General features: G+C 69.5%; 15 protein-coding genes. 8 read left to right on the plus strand and 7 right to left on the minus strand.

Annotated features, from left to right (window positions below):
* On the plus strand, positions 1-1,161 hold a 1,161-nt coding region (locus tag ABZS80_RS24345; RefSeq protein WP_355059267.1), incomplete at its 5' end, for a tetratricopeptide repeat protein.
* Positions 1,162-1,326: 165 nt separating this feature from the next.
* Here the strand turns inward: ABZS80_RS24345 and ABZS80_RS24350 are convergent.
* The 6 genes from ABZS80_RS24350 to ABZS80_RS24375 form a co-directional block, all read right to left on the minus strand.
* Positions 1,327-1,941, minus strand: a complete 615-nt coding sequence (locus ABZS80_RS24350; RefSeq protein ID WP_355059269.1) for a hypothetical protein — start codon at positions 1,939-1,941, stop codon at positions 1,327-1,329.
* Complete coding sequence (locus ABZS80_RS24355; RefSeq protein ID WP_355059271.1) at positions 1,938-2,594, minus strand: GNAT family N-acetyltransferase; 657 nt, start codon at positions 2,592-2,594, stop codon at positions 1,938-1,940. Before ABZS80_RS24355 ends, ABZS80_RS24350 begins: the two co-directional genes overlap by 4 nt.
* A gap of 11 nt (positions 2,595-2,605) precedes the next feature.
* On the minus strand, positions 2,606-4,102 hold the full coding sequence (locus tag ABZS80_RS24360; RefSeq protein ID WP_355059273.1) for an APC family permease: 1,497 nt from the start codon (positions 4,100-4,102) through the stop codon (positions 2,606-2,608).
* A gap of 63 nt (positions 4,103-4,165) precedes the next feature.
* The gene (locus tag ABZS80_RS24365) at positions 4,166-4,903 is read right to left on the minus strand and encodes a GPP34 family phosphoprotein (protein ID WP_355059275.1); all 738 of its coding nucleotides are present in this window, start codon (positions 4,901-4,903) and stop codon (positions 4,166-4,168) included.
* 717 nt (positions 4,904-5,620) lie between these two features.
* Positions 5,621-6,496: a bifunctional diaminohydroxyphosphoribosylaminopyrimidine deaminase/5-amino-6-(5-phosphoribosylamino)uracil reductase RibD gene (locus tag ABZS80_RS24370; RefSeq protein ID WP_355059276.1), complete on the minus strand. Its 876-nt coding sequence runs from the start codon at positions 6,494-6,496 to the stop codon at positions 5,621-5,623.
* Positions 6,496-7,644 carry a hypothetical protein gene (locus tag ABZS80_RS24375; RefSeq protein ID WP_355059278.1) on the minus strand — a complete coding sequence of 383 codons (1,149 nt, stop codon included), beginning with the start codon at positions 7,642-7,644 and terminating at the stop codon, positions 6,496-6,498. Before ABZS80_RS24375 ends, ABZS80_RS24370 begins: the two co-directional genes overlap by 1 nt.
* A gap of 764 nt (positions 7,645-8,408) precedes the next feature.
* On the opposite strand from ABZS80_RS24375, the gene ABZS80_RS24380 reads away from it, so the two are divergent.
* From ABZS80_RS24380 to ABZS80_RS24410, 7 genes are all read left to right on the plus strand, one after another.
* Positions 8,409-8,567, plus strand: coding sequence for an FxLD family lanthipeptide (locus tag ABZS80_RS24380; RefSeq protein WP_355059280.1), 159 nt, complete (start codon positions 8,409-8,411; stop codon positions 8,565-8,567).
* Positions 8,568-8,663: 96 nt separating this feature from the next.
* Positions 8,664-11,771 (plus strand): lantibiotic dehydratase, encoded by a 3,108-nt coding sequence (locus ABZS80_RS24385; protein WP_355059282.1) that lies wholly within the window; start codon positions 8,664-8,666, stop codon positions 11,769-11,771.
* Entirely contained in the window at positions 11,768-13,060 is a 1,293-nt protein-coding gene (locus ABZS80_RS24390) for a lanthionine synthetase C family protein (protein WP_355059284.1), read from the plus strand. The genes ABZS80_RS24385 and ABZS80_RS24390 overlap by 4 nt, the downstream gene beginning before the upstream one ends.
* A 16-nt stretch (positions 13,061-13,076) precedes the next feature.
* Positions 13,077-15,158 carry a methyltransferase, FxLD system gene (gene fxlM, locus ABZS80_RS24395; RefSeq protein ID WP_355059286.1) on the plus strand — a complete coding sequence of 694 codons (2,082 nt, stop codon included), beginning with the start codon at positions 13,077-13,079 and terminating at the stop codon, positions 15,156-15,158.
* On the plus strand, positions 15,155-16,285 hold the full coding sequence (locus tag ABZS80_RS24400) for a hypothetical protein (protein WP_355059288.1): 1,131 nt from the start codon (positions 15,155-15,157) through the stop codon (positions 16,283-16,285). The genes fxlM and ABZS80_RS24400 overlap by 4 nt, the downstream gene beginning before the upstream one ends.
* Before the next feature lie 70 nt (positions 16,286-16,355).
* Positions 16,356-16,487, plus strand: a complete 132-nt coding sequence (locus ABZS80_RS24405; RefSeq protein WP_355059290.1) for a hypothetical protein — start codon at positions 16,356-16,358, stop codon at positions 16,485-16,487.
* Positions 16,488-16,502: 15 nt separating this feature from the next.
* A complete protein-coding gene (locus ABZS80_RS24410; RefSeq protein WP_355059291.1) occupies positions 16,503-17,294 on the plus strand; it encodes a phosphotransferase in 792 nt (263 codons plus the stop codon).
* Between the two features lie 580 nt (positions 17,295-17,874).
* On the opposite strand, the gene ABZS80_RS24415 is transcribed toward ABZS80_RS24410, so the two are convergent.
* Positions 17,875-19,356, minus strand: coding sequence for an ADP-ribosylglycohydrolase family protein (locus ABZS80_RS24415; protein WP_355059293.1), 1,482 nt, complete (start codon positions 19,354-19,356; stop codon positions 17,875-17,877).
* Between the last annotated feature and the right edge of the window lie 567 nt (positions 19,357-19,923).

The raw sequence follows: 19,923 nt of genomic DNA on the forward strand, positions 1-19,923 counted from the left end.
GACGAGGCGACGACACCCGGACACCCTGCCCGCCCCGGCGGCCACCGTCACGCCGCCACACCGTCCACACGCGACCTTCTCAAACACGCACTTAGACCGGAGTCGGTAGACGAAGCATGGGCATGGGCCCTGCGACCCGTACATGGAGCGAGCAGTCTCCTCATTCCCGCGGGCCTCTGCGACGCGGGTTCGACCTACGTTGCGTTCGACTACCTCATAGATCGGCCCGAGCACGAACCGATCCCAACGGAAACGTGGAACATCCTTCTCACGAGGACGAATAGTTCCCAAGCGTGGCAGGTCGCATACGAGGCATATTGGCGGGCGCGAACGGCGTTCTATGCCGCAGTCGAATCCGGCACGGTTGACGACGTGGGCTCACGCGCGACCGCGATGGCTGACCGCGGAGATTACGCAATGGCGATCCGACTCCTCAAGGACGAATTCGACAAGCCAGCCACTCACAACAGCGCTGCGGACAACCGGTGGCTACAGCATCAACTCGCCGTCAACCTGATGCTTTCCGGACGCGTTGACGAAGCAGAAACAATCTTCGAATCACTGCTCCAAGAAGCGGAACGCACACTGCCCCCCGACGACGAGTACCTGCGAGTCGTTCGGCACAATCTCGCCTCGTGCATGGGGCGCCGGGGCGATCTTCCAGGAGCTCTAGCCTGCTTCCGCCGCATCCTCGCCGACCGGGAGCGATATCTGGGGCCCGAGGCGATGAATACCCTGGCCACTCGAGGCGCGATCGCAGGCATCATCGCCAAAATGGGTGAGCCATCTGAAGCCCTACGCCAGACGCAGAGTATCTTGGCGGACGAAGTACGGGCCCTTGGCAAGGACCACACGAACACCTTCGAGACCCGCCGCAGCCTGGCCAGGTACTTCGCCCTAACCGGCGACTTCAACAGTGCCATCGATGCACTCCAGGCCTTGCTGCCAGACCTCGAACGTGCACTGGGCGCCGACCACCTGGAGGTCTTGGACACACGCTGGGACCTCGCGCGGTACCACCGCCAGAATGGCAATCGACCTCAAGCGAAGCGACTCTTCGAGGAGGTCCTTGCCCACCGAGAGCGGCTGCACGGCACAGACAACGAAGGCATACGGCAGGCGCGGCATGAGTACGCGAAGTTCCTCGCCCAGCCTGACTAGCTAACCTTCTCTAGAGGGGGTGGTGCAGCCGTCGAGAAGCGACACCGGCAGGCTGTGGTCGACAACCGACCAGGGGTGTACGTGGCCGGACCCAGGTTGTACCCGTGCAGAACCTTGGTGTCCCTGCCGCTGAGGTAGGGCGGCCGGGCTTCACCGGAGGAACGTTCAGCTGGAGCTGTTGCTCTGGAGCGGGCGGCCAGCGCGGGTCAGCGGCCAGAGCCTGGGCCCATTGGGCAGGTGCAGCGGAAGGTCCGCGCGGTAGCCGTGTTGGCAGAGCAGGTCTCGAGCGCCCTCGGTGGTGACGACGGCGTAGACCGAGTGGCCGGTCCGGTCGACCATTTGGTGGTGGTGGCGCAGCAGTTGGTCGGCGACTGGCCAGGCGTAGCCGGGTTGCACGGCGAGCCAGGACACCCAGTGGTGCGGCGCGTCGGACCGAGAGCTGCGTATGGCGGCGTTCAGCTCGCCGAAGCGGGGAGCCGCCCGGCCGGCGAACGTGGTCAGGTGGTAGTCGCCGAGCGCCCATTGTTGGGCGTCGAGGTCGTGGCGGCGCCACACCACGATGGCTGACCAGTCCCCCGCCACGTCGACGTGGCCGGTCTCGATGGCGCGGTCGATGTCGACGGCGAGGAGCCGGTGCAGGACGTCCGCCCGGTTGTCGGCGTCCGGCACCAGCCACTCGGCGACCGGGTCCCGGGCCAGGGCGTCGACCAGCAGTGCGGTGACGGCGGGAACGTCGGCTGGGCCTGCCCGGCGTACGGAGGTGGTCATGGCGGTGTTCACCGCGGCCGCCGGTAGTAGGGATCAGGCGGCGGGAATGACGAGCGGACACCGCCGTTGAGCTGGCCGCGCCACATCGGCCAGAAGGGTGGCCCGGCCGATGTGGGCTGCATCGGCGGCCCGGCCTCGTAGCCGTGTTGGGCGTACAGGTCGCGGTTGCGGGGGTTGCTGGCCTCCAGATAGGCCGGCAGGTTCTCAGCGTCCAGCGCCTCGTGCGCGTGGGCGAGCAGCGTCGACCCGACGCCCCGGCTCTGCAGGGCCGGGTCGACGCCGATGTAGGCGAGGTAGGCGTGCGGCAGGCGGGGGTGGCGGGCTTCGAACATCGCGTCGAGGAGCAGGAACTTCGGCGCGTACCGGCCGGTGGCTTCCTCCAGCCCGTATAGGTGGTCGGGGTGCGGTGGGGGTGTCTCGTCGCGGCGGTACCAGATCGCTACCCCGGTCGGATCGTGGGTGGTGTCGACTCTGCCGTGGCGCAGGCCGAGGGTGAGCATGTACCGGAAGTAGCCGGTGAAGACTTCCAGCCGGTGGGCGGGTTCCGGGACCGCCCACTCGGCGACCGTGCCGGCAGAGAACGCCTGCGCCAGGACGGGCAGCAGCGCCGGTACGTCGTCGGCGGTGGCCTGCCGGACGGTGAGATCTGTGCGGGTCGTGACCATGGTGGGGCTCCTCAGGCGGGCTGGCGGACGGGATCGGGGGCGCGCAGGGGCGCTGTCGCGCTGTCGGCGCCGAGGCCGATCGTCTGGTAGACGTCGGGCCGTGCGGCGCGCAGCGTGAACGCCCACGCCAGCCCGGTCGCTGCGGCGGCCGCGTAGCTGGCGGGGAGCATCCACCGCAGCGGGGAGGTCGGCTCGACCCCGAGCAGGGCGTCGAATTGCTCGACGGTGACGACGAGGATCGCGCCGAGGGCTAGGGCGGACAGGAACGGCGCGACGGCGGTGCGCCACATGCCGTCGCGGTGGGCGATGCGGGTGAAGTAGCAGAGCACGGCGACCGAGGTGGCCGTCATCAGAATCAGCACGCCGAGCGCGCCGAGGGAGGTGAGCCAGAAGAACAGGTGCACGACCGGGTCGGCGTCGGCCAGCACGTACCCGGTGAGCACGGCCACGGCGAGGGCGGTCTGGAGGATGGAGCCGGCTTTCGGCGCGCCCGTGCGCCGGCTGGTCCGGCCGAGCACGCTGGGGAGGACCCGTTCGCGGCCGAGCGCGAACGCGTACCGGGCCACCGTGTGGTGGAAGGACAGCAGGGCGGCGAACAGGGAGGTGATGAACAGCCACCGGCCGAGGGTCACCAGTGACGAGGTGAGGTGCGGGGACACGAGGTTGAAGATGAGGTCGGTGCCCTCGGTTTGGGCGGCTGCGACGATCTGGTCGGGTCCGGTGGCCACCGACATCGCCCACGCCGACACCCCGTACAGGAGGCCGGTGACCGCGACGGCGATGTACGTGGCGCGGGGCACCGTCCGTCTGGGGTCCTTGGTCTCCTCGGCGAATACCGTAGTTCCTTCGAAGCCGACGAACCCGGCGATGCCCGTGACGAGGGCGGCGCCGATGCCCGGCCCGATCAGGTTGCCCGGGGCGAGGGTGTCGAAGCTGACGCCGGCACCGTTGACGGGTCGGGCGACCATCACCGCGTCATAGACCAGCGCGATGACGCACTCGGCGACCAGTAGGACGGCGAGGACCTTGCCGTTGAGGTCGATGCGCAGCAGGCCGAGCACGGCGATCACCGCACAGGCGATGACAGCGCACAGCCACCAGGTGGTGTCCATGCCGAACCGGTCGTTGAGGAACCCGGACATGACCGCGCCGAAGACGCCGTACAGGCCGATCTGCATGGTGTTGTAGGCGAGCAGGGCGACGAGTGCGGCGGCGACGCCGGCCGGCCTGCCGAGGCCTCGGGTGACGTAGGTGTAGAAGGCTCCGGCGTTGACGATCCGGCGGGACATGGCCACGTAGCCGACGGCGAACAGGGCGAGCACCGCGGCGACCACCAGGTAGGCCAGGGGGATGCCGAGCACGCCGGTGACGGCGTACCCGGTGGTCGCGCCGCCGGCGACGGCTGTCAGCGGCGCGGCGGCTGCCACGACGAAGAACACCACGGCGGGGATGCCGAGCCGGCCGCGTGCCAGCACCGCGGACACGGTGTCAGGGTGATGTCTGGGCATGGGGAACCTGCCCCTCTCACGGGGTTGAAGGGTGAACGGTGGGGTGGTGCGCCGCAGCTGCGCTCAGGTGCGGTGGCTCAGAACGGTGTGACCGATCGCCGTGTCCAGGTCGGCGAGGAGTTCACGCATCGGCTGCGGGGCGGCTGCCAGCAGGCGCCGCAGGTGCGCGCCGACCGCGTAGGGCGCGCCGTCGAGGATGAACTGGTCCAGGCGGCAGGACACGCAGATGCCGGCCAAGGCGAGGTCGAACGCATCCAGTTCCTCGTACTGGCGCAGCTTCGTTGACAGGCGGGCCCACGACCAGGCGGCGACGTTCATGTCCGTCGGCACGTGCACTGTGACCGTGCGGAGGAACTTGCGCTGCTGCTGCGGTTCGACCTTGCCGCCCTGCCACAACCGCCTTGCGACCTCATCGTGGGCAGTCGCGGCGAGGTACGACAGCCACGTGCGGCTGGCGGCGTGCTGAGGTTCGCCGACGAGCCGGTCCAGGATGAGGTGTTGCAGCGCATCGGCCGGCGGCCGGTGGTCCAGCACGTAAATGTTCCCCCGGTCGAACGAGATCCGACCGGCGGCAGCCAACTCGCCGAGCAGCGCAGCGGCCAACCCGTGAGTGATCGCGCTCTGGTGCAGGCGGGGCCGGCCGGTCTGGTCGTCGTGGGCGATCAGAAAAAACTCGTCAGCAAGCAGCGCCGGCTGGTCCCGGCCAGCTTCCCGCGCCTGCCGGTGTCTCGCGGGTGTGGGCTCGAGGTGCATGTGCACAGTCGGGCGGTCGTCGTTTACGCCACGGGGGGTCGTGGTCACCGCTACTGGCCCTCCTCGGTCATGGCGTTAACGGACGTGGCTATGTCGAGCTGGGCAAGAACGAGCAATCCGGCAGGCTCCGGCGAAGCTGGTCCAACGTCTACGCGTATTGCTTGCGATGCTGGGGTGCAGTTGAAGCAACTGCCAACGTCGGCAGTTTCCTAGGTGGCGATGCGTTAACCGCGCAGGAGGGCAATGCAGTGATTCATGCCAATCAGCATCCCTACGGTCGAGCCGGGTGGGAATTCCGACCTACGGTCCGACCTCGTGTCTGACCTGTGGTCCGAATATCGCCTAGCCCGCGACGATGACAGCTGAACCGACGGAACGGTGATTCTCCGCGCGGAGAGCAGGACCGTCGCATCTAGTCGGCCCGATGCCTCGCCCATGGGCTCATGACAGTGCGCGAGGTTGCTAGACCGGCTCGAGTTGTGCGATCGGCCCTGACAGGTCGAACAGCAGGTCCGCGGGTTGCGTACGGGGCGCAACTCGCGACTACGCCCGAGTAGGAGCTGACGGGGTGAGCCAATCATCACCGCCGCCGACGGCTGGGCAACCTACTGGTGGGACCAGAATCTGCGAGGATAGGCCACCGACAAGCCCGCAACCCCGACCTTGAAGCTGAACATCTAGCCACCTCGCCGGGTGAGCGCCAAACCGTCGCGGGTAACGCTTGACCGGGTACAAGACGTATTGGGTGGTGCGTGGTGCAGGGGTCTAAGTGAGGCGGCGAAGGCGGACACGGGCGCCGGCCATATCGGGGGAAACATCGGCCACCTCGAAGCCTGCGGGCGTGACGTCCGCAGTGATGGCGGCAAGTCCGCCTGATGCTGGGGTTCTCTCCACCGCGACCACGATCTCGTCGACGCAGTCGAGGTTGTCGCGGAATGCGCCTGAATGGTGAGCTCCTACGACCAGGATCGTCCGCGAGCCTGCCGCATAGCAGGCTGAGAGCCACTGTCGGATGCCGCCGGTCGAGTCGCCGGGCAGTGTGAAGTGTTCAGGGGCATGGCCGCCCGGAACACCCTCCTCGATTGCCTTGCCGTCGAGCACGAGGTCTGCACTGGTGCGCAGGTCAGCAGTCAGCCGCTCGTCGACGTCATGGTTGTCCTTGTCGCCGAGGGCATAGGCCCAAGTCAGGTGGGGACGACGGCGACGGGTGGCTGCGAGCCAGGGGCCGAGAACGGTGAGTGTCTCGTCGGGAATCACGTTGGTTTCGACATCAATGCCGTGGGCCGTGAGCACCGCAGCACCTCCGTCGCCTCGGGATGTGGGGTCAATGATGCTGATGACCACGCGGACGATGCCGGCGTTGATGAGTTCTTGGCGGCAGGCCGGGGTGACGCCGATGTGATTGCAGGGTTCGAGTGTGACGACGGCGGTGCCGCCTCGGGCTGCGGCGCCAGCTGCGTTCAAAGCGTTCACCTCGGCGTGTGGTTCTCCCTTTCGTCGGTGGTAACCGGCGCCGACAGGTACACCGTGGCGATTGAGGATGACGCAGCCCACGGGCGGGTTCGGGCTCGCAGTGCCCAGTCCGAACGATGACAGCGTGATTGCCTGTCGCATCGCGGTCAATTCGGTGTCGGATGCCATCAGGAGGCCTCCTTGAGATCGTCGAGGAAGGCGCGAACGTCCGACAATTGCTGGTGTCCGCTTACCACAGCGCCCAGCTGCGTGAGTTGGTGCAGGATACGTCGTGACCCTGACCGGCGCGCGATCGGCAGTGCTTGGTGTGCTGTCGCCGCGGCCAGGTCGGGTTGGCTCGCCGCCGCGTGGGCGGCGGCTTTGTTCAGCAGGGCGGAAGCGAAGTCCTGGCGATGCCTCGGTGGGATCTTGGGCAGGGCGTCGTCCAGGACGGTGATCGCCTCTTGGGGTCGCTGCGCCAGCCGGAGGCACGTTCCGCGGTGTACCTCGATGTAGCCGCTGGTGCAGTAGGTGCCGTGCTCGCCCTCTGGCTTTCCTGGGTGGCGGTCCGCTGCCCAGCGGTGCGCGTCATCTAGCAGGCGCATCGCCGCGTGGTGCTTGCCCATTGCGGCGAGAGCGTGTGCGTGCTGGACACGCAGCGCCGCCCGCATCGGCCCGGGGAGCTTTCGGTCGTAGAGCAACGCCGCTTCGGCCTGCTCGACGGCCTGGGCGGAGTGTCCCCTCGTCAAACACTGCTGACTGCTGCGGTAGGTGGCCCAGGCGGTCATGGTCGGGTCACCAATCTGTGCTGCCCACGTGAGTGCTTGTTGTGTCCAGTGGTGGCCGGCGGAGTGGTCGTTGAGGGACTGGTTTATCCAGGCTGCGGATTCGGCGTACTGGGCGGCGAGGCGGACGAGTGAGGGTCTCAGCTCTTGGGGTGCCTCGCGGAGGAGGCCACGAATCGCCGTTAGTTGCCTGGCGACACCCGTCAGGGCGTACTCGGGGCCGAACATCTTGTCGTTCTGGACCAGGAGATGCCACTGTTCGCGCAGCAAGTGAACGGTCTCGTCCCAGCTGCCTGGTTGGGGCTCGGCCGCCTCATCGGCGACGTACTTTCCATCCGTACGCCGAGGGCTGTAGAGGTCGAGATCCGCATCGATGTCGGCACCCAGTACGTAGCGCAATGCCGCCCGGCGCGGCTCGCTCGGCCACCGATGCTCGCCGCGCTCCAGCTTGCCAACCCACCGAAAGTCCACGTAGTGGGCAGTGACGTCACGGCCTGCGTAGATTCCATCGAGCGCCGCGTTGACCGCATCGGCTAGCTCGCTGCGGGACATTCGCTGACCGGGGCGCACGGGCGAGGGCAAGCGTCGCCGCGCCTCGTTGAGCACAGTGTTCGGCCTGATCATCGCGTCCGGATGGCGAGGCACCGTCTCTCCCCTCAGCCCACATGCCGTCCCTGCCGACTATGTCACCGGCTGCCTAGATCAGACACCCGTCATGCATTCATGCCGGGGAGTGACACGGCGGTGACGGCAAGGTCGGACCGCAGGTCGGTATTCCTCCCCCCATTCGCCATGAGTGATCGTGTAAAGCGCACCCGGTGAGGCTTCGTACGGCAGCCAGCCGCGCTACAGCCCTTTGGATGAGCTGCGGCAGCACAGGTGCCCGGGCTCCGCCCCAGCCGAAGAGGAACGAATCGTATGGCCACGTCGACTGTCCCTGTCCGCCGCGTGGGTGAGTCTGCTCGGCACGTCCGGCTGCCGGCTGCCGGGCCAGCACGCCGGCCGGACAGACACCCGCCTCCGCCGCATCACCGGCCCTCGCTAGCCGGCCCGCCCCGACACGAACGGCCGCCACCGGCCCAGGCCTCACCCCTGCGCAGGGGCTGATGGCCCACGCCGGCCAAGTCTGATCTCGTACTTGCTCATCCTCGTACACGGCCACACTGCGAGCGCCGGTGGGCGGCTCGGAGTCGGATAGGCCTCCGGCCTTCATGCTCCGCCCACACAGGGCGGTAGGGGTGACGCGCACCAGTAGGCGGCCACCCGGCACCACCTCGGGTCACCGCGGCCCGGGAGATCTCGGATCGGAGGAAGACATGTCCAGTGGCACCGCGGAGCAGAGCACGGCCGTCGACGGCGGGGAGTTCGACCTAGACGTCAGGCTGCTGGAGGTGGCGGACGTGGCCGGCCTGGTCAATCTGACCGACGACGGCTGCGGCAGCACCTGCACCGCCTGCACCACCAACGTCGCCTGACCGAATACCACTCCCCCGGAAACGCCGGCCGGCGCGACGACACGCCCCCCTTTTCGTGCCGGCCGGCATCCCCACCGACATTCACCGAGGTTCAGCGTGCGCTCTTCCACAGGCTCCCCGGCCTATCTGTCGACCGGTGCCGCGCTTGTCCGCGCGGCCGCCCACCCGGATATCGACCTGCCGCCGTGGCCGGACCTGACCGAATCGCGCGATGACCTCGTCCCCGGGTGGGTGGGGTGGCTGCGGCAGGTGTGGACGAACGTGACGATCATGGATGCGGTCAGCCACGCCAGTCCGGTGCTGGCAGCGCAGGTCGCCAGGCTTTGCGCGGGCGACGCTCTCACCGTTCGGGAGACCCGGAGGGTGATCCAGGCCATCGCCCGCTACGCACAGCGTCTGCGCGGCCGGCCGACACCGTTCGGTCTCCTCGCCGGAGTGGCACCCGCCGTGTTCGGGTCAGGCTCGCCGACCCGGTGGGGCGCCGCGCATCAGGCCGTGTCCCGGGCGGGAGCGGCGTGGCTCGCCGATGTAATCGGCCACCTGGAGCGGTGCCCGGAGCTGGTCGCCCGGCTTCCGGTGGTCGCGAACAACACGATGACGGTACGCGATGACCGGCTCGTCCTGCCCTACCAGCCGCACGCCCGGCCGCAGGGCACGACGGCCGTGGAGGTGTCGCTGCGATACACGGCGCCGGTCCGCGCCGCGGTCGCTGCCGCCCGCACCCCGATCCGGGTAGAAGCACTAGCTGCGCAGATCCGTGCCGCGTTTCCGCAGGCGGCAGCGGCGACCGTCACGGCGATGCTCACCGAGCTGGTCACCCGCGGCGCTCTGATCACCAGCCTGCACGCGCCCAGCACGGAACCGGACGCGCTGGCGTACCTGCTGGTCCAGCTCGACGACGTCGGCGCTGACGGCATCGTGCCGGTCGCCGATGTCATCCGAGCCTTGCGCGATATCCACGCTGGGCTGGGACGCCACCGCGCCACCCAGGGTGCCGAGGGCCGCGCGGCCCGCGCCCAGGTGGCCTCCCAGATGCGCAGCCTCGGCGTGTCCGCGCACGAGCCGCTCGCGGTGGATCTCCGGCTGGATGCCTCGGTGACGCTGCCCGATCAGGTGGCGCGGGAGGTGGAACGCGCGGCGCTGGCGCTGACCCGGCTGAGCGTGCATCCCTACGGCACCGCAGCGTGGCGGGCCTACCACCAGCGCTTCTACGAGCGCTACGGGATCGGTTCGCTGGTGCCGCTGCGCGATGTTGTCGACCCGGACAGCGGCATCGGTTTCCCCCACGGCTACCCCGGCGCCCCGGCGGCCGAGCCGCGCTCACCCCTGTCCCGCCGCGACGAGGTGCTCCTCGCCCTCGCCCAGGGCGCGGCGGTGGACGGTGTGGGCGAGGTGCTGCTCGACGAGGCGTTGATCGCGCAACTGGAGCTGGGGCCACAACGGCTCCGGCTGCCTGCGCACCTGGAGGCCAGCGTCCGCGTACATGCCGCTGACGAGACGGCCCTGACGCGCGGCAGGTTCACCGTCGAGATCACCTCCGTGTCCCGGGGCGCCGGCGGACTCACCGGCCGGTTCCTCACCGTGCTGCGGGCGGTCGACGCGGGAAAGCTGGCCGCCGGCCTGACCGACCTGCCCGCCGCAGACGGCGAAACTGTGCCCGTCCAGATGTCGTTCCCGCCGCTGGACCCCGCCACCACCCACGTCGCCCGCACCAAGCAGATCCTGCCGACGGTCATCAGCCTGGCCGAGCACCGGCGTCCGAACCGATCCGTGCTCATGGTCGACGACCTGGCGGTGGGCTGCGACGGCCGGCGCATGTACCTCGCCGTACCCGAACACAGGCACCGCATTGAGGCGGTCGGCATGCACGCGCTCAACCTGCGCACCCACACCCCGCCGCTGGCCCGGTTCCTCATCGAACTGGGACGCGCCCAGTGCGCCCAGGTCACCGCGTTCGACTGGGGCGCCGCCGCCCGGGCGAAGCTGCCGTTCCTGCCCCGGATGCGCTACGGGCGGGCGATCCTCGCCCCCGCAACTTGGCGGCTGGAAGCAACCGAGCTGCCCGACCGGCGGCAGCCCTGGTACGCCTGGGACGACGCCCTCGATCAGTGGCGAGTCCGCCGCCGCTTGCCGCGCCTGGTGCAGCTGGTCGAGGCCGACCGCCGCCTGCCGCTGGACCTTGATGAGTCCGCACACCGCGTCCTGCTGCGCACCCACCTGCTCACCGCACCGCGAGCAGTTCTCGTGGAAGCACCCACCCCGCAGGACCTCGGCTGGTGCCGCGGCCGCCCACACGAGGTCATCGTCACCCTGCACGCCACCGAACCACCGCCCTGGCCGCCCCTACCCACACCGACCCCGGCCCGCGTCATCGGACGCGACCATGGGCTGAGCCCGGGCGCCTCGCGGATCATGCTCGCCAAGCTGTACGGAGACATCCGCCGACAAGACCTGCTCCTCGCCGAGCACCTGCCTCGCCTGCTCGCCGCCTGGGACTCCCCGCCCGACTGGTGGTTCCTCCGGTTCCGCGACCCCGACCAGCACCTCCGGCTACGCATCGCCCTACCCGACGCGTCGGCGTTCGGGCCGGCCGCCGAGCGCGTCAGCGCGTGGGTTGACGACCTGCGGCGCCGCGGGCTGCTGCGGGAGATCGGGTACGCCACCTCCTACCCGGAGACCGGCCGGTGGGGAGCCGGGCCCGCCATGCAGGCCGCCGAGGCGGTCTTCATCGCCGACTCGCACGCCGTCCTCACGCAGCTGCGTCAACCCGTCCGCCCGAGCCGGCAGGCGCTCGTCGCCGCGCAGATCGCCGCCATCGCCGTCGCGTATACCGGCAGCGTCGAGGCCGGCATGCGCTGGCTGGTCGACCACGTACCCGCGGCGGCGCCGCAACCGGTCGAGCGGCCGCTGTTCCGCGAAGCCGTCCGCCTCACTCACCCCGGCGACGACTGGGCCGCGCTGCGCGCCGAAGCCGGCGGCGCCGCCATCGCCGACGCCTGGAAGAACCGCGACGTCGCCCTCGCCGTCTACCGGACCCACCTACCGGGACCGCACACCGAGGGCATCAACAGCGAGGAGGTCCTCGGCTCACTCATGCACGCCCACTACATCCGCGCCGTCGGTATCGACTTTGACGACGAGGACCAGTGCCGCTACCTCGCCCGAGCCGCCGCCCTGGCCTACTTCGCCCGGAGCCGGCCATGAGCGCGGCATACGAGAGCCACGAACTCGCCGTCGCGGTCGCCGACCTGCTCACCCACCCCGACCACCCCAGCCTGCCGATCGAGCAGCCCTGGTGGCGGCAATCGCTCGCCCTCGGCGTACCCGGGATCGCCCTGCTGCACGTCGAGCTAGCAGCGGCAGGCCTAAGGCCGTGGCAACGCGCCCATCACTGGCTGACCACCGCAACCAGCGGCCCGATAACGGCGGGCGCCGACAGCCATCCCTTCCACGGCGCACCTGCGCTCGCCCACGTCCTCGCCTGCGCCGCCACCTACCAGCCCGGCGTCTACGCCCGTGCGCTTGACGGCCTCGACAGGGCAATCTCGGCCGACGCCCGGCGCCGCGTGGCCGCCGCGCACGCCCGAATCGACGCCGGCGAGCTACCGGCCCTCGCCGAGTTCGACGTCATCCGAGGCCTCGCCGGGATCGGGGCGTACCTGCTCCGCCGACCATCCGCGGGCGAGGCACTTCACGCCGTACTCGAATATCTGGTCCGCCTGACCGCTCCCCTGCACCGCGACGGCGAGGTGTTACCAGGCTGGTGGACCGGTAGCGGCCCCAACGGACGCGCCGACGCCCGCTTCCCCGGCGGCCACAGCAACAACGGACTGGCACACGGCATCGCCGGACCCCTGGCCATCCTCGCGCTCGCCGCTCTGCGGGGTGTCGTCATACCGGGGCAACTCGCGGCCATCGCAACCGTCTGCTCCTGGCTCGACCGGTGGCGCAGCGATACCGGCACCGGCCCCATCTGGCCGTACTGGATCACCAGAGCGCAGCTGCGCGCGGACCGCCCACCGACGCCAGCCGCGGAACGGCCGTCCTGGTGCTACGGCACCGCGGGCCTGGCGCACGCGCAGCAGCTCGCCGCACTCGCGACCGGTGACCCGGCCCGCCGCAAAGCTGCCGGGGACGCGCTCGCCCGCGCCTTGACCGACCCGGGCCAGTTAGCGGCAACGAGGGATCCGTCACTGTGCCACGGGTATGCAGGCCTCGCCCACATCGCCCACCGCGTCGCCGCCGACGCTCCCCCTGGCATAGCCGCCCGCCTCGACGCCCGAGTTCCCGACATGCTCAGCATGATCGACCCCACAGGTGCCGGCCCTCGACGTACGGCTGTGGCCCTGATCGCCGCCGCGCCCGGCCCCGGGTTGCTCGAAGGCGCCGCCGGAGTGGCCCTGGCCGCCCTTACCTGCAGCACCGCATCGACGCCGGCCAGCTCCTGGGACTCCTGTCTGATCACCGCCCGACCCACCTATCCCCTGACGTGAGTAGGAGTCCGAACTGATGTCGACATTCGACTGGCGGCAGTACACCGTCGAATTCCCCAACCCCACCGCAGCCGAGCACATCGCCACCACGGTGCTCGCCCCAGCACTGGCCGCCGCTCAGGACGACGGCGTCCTGCACGGCTGGTGGTTCGTCCGCAAGTACCCGTCGTGGCGGTGGCGTTACATCGCCGACGACCCCACCTCTCATCTCGTCGAGGACCTGCTGGAGAACCTCGCCGCCCACGACCGAATCGTCAACTGGACCCGAGGCATCTACGAGCCGGAGACGCGGGCCTTTGGCGGCTCGGCCGGCATGCACGTCGCCCACGACCTCTTCCACCAGGACAGCCGACAGCTGCTCCTTGGACCCGGCTTAGCCGAGCCGGCCGCGCTCGGCAGACGCGAACTCGCCGTCCTACTGTGCAGCGCACTGATGCGCAACGCCGGGCTGGACTGGTACGAGCAGGGCGACGTCTGGGCCAAGTTCGCCGACCTACGCCCGGCCCCCACTCTGCCCGCCGACAGCGACGCCACCGCGGCCCTCGGCCGAGCGATGAACAGACTCATGACCGCCGACATTCGGAGCCTGAGCCATCCCGCCTCGGGCAGCACGCTTGGGGGCTACGGCGCATGGCTCGACGCGTTCGAAGCCGCCGGGCAAGCCCTCGCCGACCTGGCACGGCACGGCCGCCTCCGACGCGGCCTCCGGGCGGTCATCGCCCACCACGTCATCTTCCACGCCAACCGTCTGGGCCTGTCCGTACGTGACCAGTCCACCCTCGCCGCGCTGGCGGTGAGAAACGTCTTCGACCCCATCAGGAGGGGCACCGTGTCCACCGCAGAACCCAACCCGCCGGCCGCTAGCGTCGACCAGATGGCCACGCTTCGTGAACCCGCCGACCTGCGCACCGAGCTCACCGACCGGCTACGGGCAGAAGACATCATCCGGACGCCGCGGGTCGAGGCCGCGATGCGGCAGACCTGCCGGCACCTGTTCCTGCCCGGGGTGCCGCTGGAGCAGGCGTACGCCGACAGACCGGTCTACACCAAGACCGACGGCCGCGGCACCTCGATCAGCGCCGCCTCGCAGCCCCAGATCGTGGCCATGATGCTCGAACAGCTCGACGCCCGATCAGGCCACCGCATCATGGAAGCCGGCGCCGGAACCGGCTACAACGCGGCTCTCCTGGCCGCCATCGTCGGCGACACAGGGCGCGTCGTCACCATCGACCTCGACGACGACCTCGTCGACGGGGCTCGCAAACACCTCGCCGCCGCAGGCGTCGCCAACGTCCAGGTGGTTCGCGGCGACGGCGCGCTCGGACACCCCGACGGCGCACCGTACGACCGGATCATCGCCACCGTCGGCGCCTGGGAGACGCCCACCGCGTGGCTTGAGCAACTCGCCCCGGACGGCCGGCTGGTCGTGCCGCTGCGGCTGCGCGGCGCCGCATCCCGCTCGATCATCTTCGAACGGTACGACGGCGGATGGCGCGACGTCGGCAGTGAGTTGGCCGTTTTCATGCCGCTGCGCGGAATCGGCGACGACGGCCGACGCCTCGTCACCCTCACCGACGAGCAGGACGTGACCCTGCAGGTGCACAAGGACCAGAACGTCGACGCGGCCGCACTCGCCGGCGTGCTCGACACCGAGCGGCACGAGATGTGGACCGGCGTGCTCTTCCCACCGATGGTGCCCTACGAGTGGCTGGACCTGTGGCTCGCCTGCCGTCTCGACAACGCCATCATGCGGATGAACGTCAAACCCCAGGCCATCGAGCGCGGCACCGTCTCCCCCATGTTTCCGTGGGGCGCGATGGCGACCACCCGCGGCGCCGACCTCGCATATCTCACCATCCGGCCAGCACCACCCGCCGCCGACGGCGGCAAGCTATACGAGGTGGGCGTCGTCGGCCACGGCCCCTCCGGCAAGGACCTCGCCCAGCACGTCGCAGACGAGGTCTGCGTCTGGGACGCGGACTACCGCGCCCGGGCCGTTCGCTTTGAAATCCCCGACGCGCCCGCCCAGGCGAATCCCTCGGCTGGACACTTCGTCCTCCCCCGGCCGCACCACCCGATCACCGTCACCTGGCAATGACGATGGACCCGACCAGCCAGGCCCTTCGGCGCTTCCCCCTCGTGGCTCGACCGCGGCCCGCCGCCAAGGCGCTCAGCATCCGCGTCGACGACCTCTGCGCCCTCGCCGACCGTGCGGATCGGGAGAGCGATCTGGCCGCGGCGTCTGCCGTCTACAACCAGGCAGCGCTGATCGCCTCGGACTGCGGCCAACCCGAGCTGGCCCGACAGTGGTGCCACCACCATGCCGCCGCGTACCTGCGAACCCTCCCCTTGGACGCGCAGGCGGCACGGCATGCCCTGGAGCCACTGGTCAACCTGGCCCGCCTGCACACCAGAGACGGCAATGCCGACGCCGCACTCGGGCTCCTCACCGATCTCTACCAGACTGTCTCATCCCGCACCGACACCCCGATCGACGGCCAACCCCTGCCGGCGAGCCGACTAACCCGAACGGAGGACGACCATCGCCAAGTGCGGCAATGGCTGTGGGCCGTGCTCCTCGCCGACGGGACCCGAGCACTCACCATCGTCGGCCGGTGGAAAGAAGCCTACGACCACCTCCAGCAGAACAATGGCATCGGGCACCGGATGCTCGACGGACGCCAAGTCGCGGTCATCGCCCACGCCACCACCGGCCAGATCGAACGCGCGCACTCGCTCATCGCCGAAACCGTCGCTGGGGAGCCATGGGAGGAGACGGTCACCGCATGCCTGGCCTACTTATGCAGCAAGGAGGCCGGCGAACCGGAAGGGGCCGAGCTCGGCGCGCTGCTTCGCAGTCACCGGCAGCTAACGTCCACACCCAGCCTTGCGGTCTTTCACAACCGCCTCGGGCTCACCGTCCTTGACGCTGTCGGCGTAGAGCATCCCGACGTACGGTGCCTCGCCGCAGATCTGATCAATCAAGCCCTCACCTCCGATGACGCCTACATTGCCCGTGACCTACTGCAACACCGCGACATCCTCACCGTCGTCGACGCCTCGTCGAGAGCCAAGCTGGCCGAAATCCTGCAGACATCCGGTATGGCACAACGGGGCATGCCAAACGCCGCTCACGAGCGACTGCTGCAGGCCCTGACGGTCAGCAAAGCGGCAATCCAGGACGCGGGAGCCGCCGCAATGGCTCCGACTCAGGCAGATCAGTAAGCCCTACACCGCCGCCTGCAAGCAGATCGCGGGCCACTACCTGCACCACCGGCCGATCCTGACCGAGGCCATGCAGGACGGCACCGCCATCACCTACACACTCGCGGCGCTGCACGACACCGGCTACCGGGTCGACATGGAATTCTGGGTTGGTGAGGCCGAGTCCTGCTGCCCGCCGAACCCGCCTCAGCCCGGCAGATAGCAGAGAAGAGAACCGATGCGTAGTGACTGGACCGCTCTGCCGGACAGTGTCACGACAGGGATCGCCGAACGGATCGGCGGAACCTTCGAGGTAAGCCCGGCTCCCAGTGGCAACCACGCGCAGATCGCGTCGACGGTCAGCGGGCCCGCCGGACCGGTCTTCGTCAAGGCAGCCGTGGGAGAGTTGAACGTTCGGTCACTGCGCTACGAGCTGGCGGCAACCCGGGCCATCGACCGGCACCCACCCGCAGTTCTATGGCACTTCGAGTCCGATGGCTGGCTGGTGGTGGGGACCGAGCATCTTGCCGGTCCCCACCCCGACCTGTCACCCGGCAACGCAGACCTCGATCTGCTCGCAGTCACGCTGAAGGCACTTCAGGAGACTCCCGCGCCGGGCGAGCCATGGTTCACCCCGACAGCCCGGCTCGGGTTCGCGCACCCGGCGATGGACGGCGAGACACTCATCCACTCCGACCTCAACCCGGCCAACCTGATCGTGACCGCACAGGGCCTACGGATCGTCGATTGGGCGTGGGCAACCAAGGCCGCGCCATGGGTCGAACTCGCGTTGCTCGTTCAGTGGCTGATCGGCAGCGGCCACAGCGCCGAACAGGCAGAAGAATGGCTAGCGCAGTTTCCCGCATGGACGGCGACTGACCGCGACGTCCTGGACAACTTCGCGTCAAGGAACGCATCGAAGTGGTCGGCGAAGTCCCGGCAGAGCACCGAGGGCTGGGTAGACGACCTCGCGATGTGGACCGGCGAGTGGGCGGCCCACCGGACCGACGGCCATCAGTCACGCCGGTGAGCCGTAGCGGGCCGTCCTTTCGTCAGGCGGGTGCCGGTACCTGCGGTACCTGCGGCTTCACGATCAGCCGGCGGGCGCGGTCAGGAAGGTAACCAGTACCGCCGCTGGGCGGCCGACGGCGGTGGGACACCTAAGCCGAACCGCCTGCTCCCAATCTGCTCCCAATTTAAGGGGCAACAGCACGGAAGCCCGTCACCGGCCGAACCGGTGACGGGCTTCCTACCTGGTATATCTATGGTGAGCGATACTGGGATCGAACCAGTGACCTCTTCGTGTGAAGCAGGACGTCGCACCGCCGCCGACCTGCGGAAGCGCAGAACTGCAGGTGGGCCCGAGTGCCGTTCACTGCTGTTCGGTGCCGTTGGGTGCAGCTGGCTGTCGTTGCGTGCACCCGTCTGCTCCCATCCCGCTCCCCCCGGGATCCCGGTCTCCATGGGCAGGCGGTCCCTGAGCCGCACCAAAGTTGTTACGGCAGGTGGTGTGGGCCGCTCCCTTCATGGACCGGGCCATAGGTCCGCCTCCCCTGCAGCCGGCTTCTCGCCTGTGCCTGTGCGGCCTAGAGCAGCCGCGGCGTAGCGCGTCACAGCTGTTCGACGACCTGCCGTAGTTCCGGGTTGAGGGTCCAGCCGTGCGTGTCGAGCAGCCCGCGCAGCTCGGCCAGCGCGGCGCGCGCCGGTGTGCCGGTGGTCAAGGTCGTGTAGCGGGCGGCGACCGCCGGCGTGCGGCTCTGACCGGCGGCGCAGTGCAGCAGCACGACATGGCCCTCCTTGCGCAGCTCGAGCAACATGCGGGCGGCCTGATCGACCACGAAGTGCGGGTGTGCATTGGCGCCGGGCTGGTCGACTAGCCACGCCCCGACCCTGTTGGCGACGGGCACGTCGTCGAAATCGTCGCAGCCAACGCGACACAGGGAGATCACCGCGGTGGCGCGCGCTGCGGCTGCGTCGGTGTGGAGGTTGCCGAGGATCACCCCGGGGTCGTGCGGGTGTGCCTGCATCAACGGTGCAACTGCTTGCCGCGGCGCGCGGGCACAGCCCGGCCAACCGCCCTGGCCGGCCTGGCCGCGCTGGGCGGTAAGCACGCTCAGGCGGATCAGGTCCGCCGCGCGCCGCCTCGGCCAGCCGTGAACGACGCGCTGCCAGGCCAGGGGCACCGCGGAGGAGCCCCACCGGGCGCCGAGCAGTGCTCCGGCGATCGCCGCGACGGTGTCGGTGTCGTCGCCGACGCGGACCGCTGCCGTCAGGGCGCGTTCGAGGTGCTGGCAGGGGAAGCTGCCGTGGCCCGGGTTGTGGTCCGGGATATCGGTGTGTGTGATCGCCGACCAGGCGGCCTGCAACGCGGGGACCACAAAGCCGTTGGGCCGGAACTGCTCCGGCGGCTTGGACTCCGCCTCGGCCAACCAGCCCGACCATCGGTCACGGCGTTGCGCGGGCAGCAGGTCCAGACCCTCGCGTACCCCGTCGAAGGTCCCGTCGAGAACCGCCCGGCGGATCCCGGCGCACCACAGCACACACGCGTCCGCGGCCAGGGGGTCGTGATGGGTCAACTCACTGACTGCGCGGGCGGCTTCCGCGAGCGCCTCCGGATCGCCGAGATAGGCCAGCGCAACCGGCGCGGTGCGCATCAGCGACCCGTTACCGGCGCTGCGGCCAGTCCGCCGGTGCAGATCGGCGGCTGCGTCTCGCATCGCTGCGGCAATGCCCGGTCCGCTCACGTGCGAGACCGCGTCCAGGACCTTGCGGGTCTGTGCCCCGATGTCGCTGGCGCCCTCCCGTTTCCACCGGAGAAAGTTGCCGGCGATGCGGTCGAGGGAGTCGCTGCGGCGCAGGTCCGCCCCGGTGGCGGACACCTCCGCGATGCACATCGCCATCTGGGTGTCATCGCTGTACTCACCCGGCGCGTACGGGCCGAGTCCCCCACCGCGCATCTCAGGCTGCTCGTTCGCCGGAAGCGGCGCTCCGAACTCGTACGGCACGCCCAGCGCGTCACCGCACGCCGCAGCGAGGAGAACACCGGCAGCCCGGTCGCTCTGGATCGCATCCAGCGGCACAGTCGCTGTCATCAACTTCCCCACCCTCGCAACTCCCACATCCTCATGGCCGTCGCCGCCGTCACAAGGCCGCTGGTCACTATGTCAGCCGCGTACGACGTCTGTACGCCGCTCGGGCCTCCATCAACGCACTGAACCAGGCGACCTACGGACGCCCGTCCGCCTTCGGGTCGAACAGGAGAAGCGAACCCCTGCGCCTGCGGCAAGGTCAGCGGGAGCAGCAAATGGACGAGCTGTCCCACTAGCCACGAGTGGTGCGCGCCCATGCCGCGCAGCCGGCCCTCCCTTACCGGCGCACAGCTCCGGTGTCCCTCTGCTCTCGGGCAATCGCCAGCTCGGAACATGCTTGGTAGGCGAGAACGCCCGGCCGCGGTTAGGTGGTCAAATCCCGTCGGAGCCCGGGCCTAACATGTACGGCGCAACCCAAAATGTTGTAACGGGTGTTCCCCGGCTGAGCTGGGAGCCGGGCACGCCCCCACCACTCGCATACCAGGCGTCCGACCGACCCCTTGGAGGTGATCGACATGCCACCCAGGCGTTAAGTCCCGCGTACCGTGCGCGGGCGGCCGGAAGGCGGTC

It is taken from the genome of Micromonospora sp. NPDC005305 (genome assembly GCF_040607315.1).
GTDB lineage: Bacteria > Actinomycetota > Actinomycetes > Mycobacteriales > Micromonosporaceae > Micromonospora.

Bases quoted from the DNA above. Each gene is read 5' to 3' on its own strand.
- ABZS80_RS24405 (WP_355059290.1), top strand. From the start codon at position 16,356: ATGCAGGACGGCACCGCCATCACCTACACACTCGCGGCGCTGCACGAC.
- ABZS80_RS24375 (WP_355059278.1), bottom strand. From the start codon at position 7,644: ATGTCCCGCAGCGAGCTAGCCGATGCGGTCAACGCGGCGCTCGATGGA.
- ABZS80_RS24355 (WP_355059271.1), bottom strand. From the start codon at position 2,594: ATGGTCACGACCCGCACAGATCTCACCGTCCGGCAGGCCACCGCCGAC.
- ABZS80_RS24380 (WP_355059280.1), top strand. From the start codon at position 8,409: ATGTCCAGTGGCACCGCGGAGCAGAGCACGGCCGTCGACGGCGGGGAG.
- ABZS80_RS24400 (WP_355059288.1), top strand. From the start codon at position 15,155: ATGACGATGGACCCGACCAGCCAGGCCCTTCGGCGCTTCCCCCTCGTG.
- ABZS80_RS24370 (WP_355059276.1), bottom strand. From the start codon at position 6,496: ATGGCATCCGACACCGAATTGACCGCGATGCGACAGGCAATCACGCTG.
- ABZS80_RS24360 (WP_355059273.1), bottom strand. From the start codon at position 4,102: ATGCCCAGACATCACCCTGACACCGTGTCCGCGGTGCTGGCACGCGGC.
- ABZS80_RS24410 (WP_355059291.1), top strand. From the start codon at position 16,503: ATGCGTAGTGACTGGACCGCTCTGCCGGACAGTGTCACGACAGGGATC.
- fxlM (WP_355059286.1), top strand. From the start codon at position 13,077: ATGTCGACATTCGACTGGCGGCAGTACACCGTCGAATTCCCCAACCCC.
- ABZS80_RS24415 (WP_355059293.1), bottom strand. From the start codon at position 19,356: ATGACAGCGACTGTGCCGCTGGATGCGATCCAGAGCGACCGGGCTGCC.
- ABZS80_RS24390 (WP_355059284.1), top strand. From the start codon at position 11,768: ATGAGCGCGGCATACGAGAGCCACGAACTCGCCGTCGCGGTCGCCGAC.